2 pseudogenes are annotated in these 884 nt (G+C 71.2%); both read left to right on the top strand.

Going from position 1 to position 884, the window contains the following annotated elements:
• Positions 1-284 (top strand): annotated as a pseudogene (locus P409_RS39820) (hypothetical protein); the annotation flags it as partial.
• An 88-nt stretch (positions 285-372) separates the two neighbouring features.
• A pseudogene (locus P409_RS35345) lies at positions 373-884 on the top strand (hypothetical protein); the annotation flags it as partial.

The raw sequence follows: 884 nt of genomic DNA, 5'->3' as shown, positions 1-884 counted from the left end.
CCGACAGCGCCGTGTCGGGCATCGGCAAGGACGGCATCACCGACTTCTCGACCGGGGACAGGATCGACCTGTCGGCGATCGATGCGGATGGCAATGCCGGCAACGGCGACACGGCGTTCACCTTCGACACCGGCGACTTCACCCGCCACGCCGGGGAGCTGCGGGTGGTGACGGCGGGGTCGATCCAGGTGGTCTATGTCGACGCCAACGGCGACAAGGCGCCCGACTTCGCCATCAACGTCACCGCCGACCACGCCCTGACGGCGGCGGATTTCATGCTGTAGCCGGAAGGACCGGGAGGCCCGGGCGCGGGCCTCCCCAGATTCCCGTGGTCGATCGCCGCCAGTCCCGGCACGATGCGGCGGCGACTCCGTGGCGGACGAGACCGTCGCGGCGTCCTTCGACGAACGGGACGGTGAGATGAAGGTCTTCTGGAACGACATCCAGCGCAGCCACGCGCCGCAATTCTTCCTGCAGCGCGGGCAGCTGCGCCGCAACTTCGAGGTGCCGGCCCGGGCCGAGGCGCTGCTGGCCGCGGTGCATGACATGAAGCTCGAGGTGGTCGAGCCGCCGGCCGCCGATCGGGCCGTGCTGCAGTCGGTCCATGCGCCCGACTATCTCGACTTCCTGGAGCAGGCCTGGGCGGAGTGGTCGGCACTGCCCGACCATGGGCCCGAGCTGGTGGCGAACATCCATCCGAGCCTGGAGATGCTGGCCCAGGGCGCCAGGCCGTCCGGCACCATCGTCGGCAGGCTCGGCTGGTACACGGCCGACACCTCCTGTCCGATCGGGCCGCAGACCTGGGCAGCGTCGATCGCCGCCGCGTCCTGCGCCGTCGCCGCGGCCGACGAGGCGGCGTCCGGCCGCGCCGCCTATGCGCTGGC

Source organism: Inquilinus limosus MP06 (assembly GCF_000767795.1).
Taxonomy (GTDB): Bacteria; Pseudomonadota; Alphaproteobacteria; order DSM-16000; family Inquilinaceae; genus Inquilinus; species Inquilinus limosus_E.
This window is presented reverse-complemented; position numbering and strand designations above follow the sequence as displayed.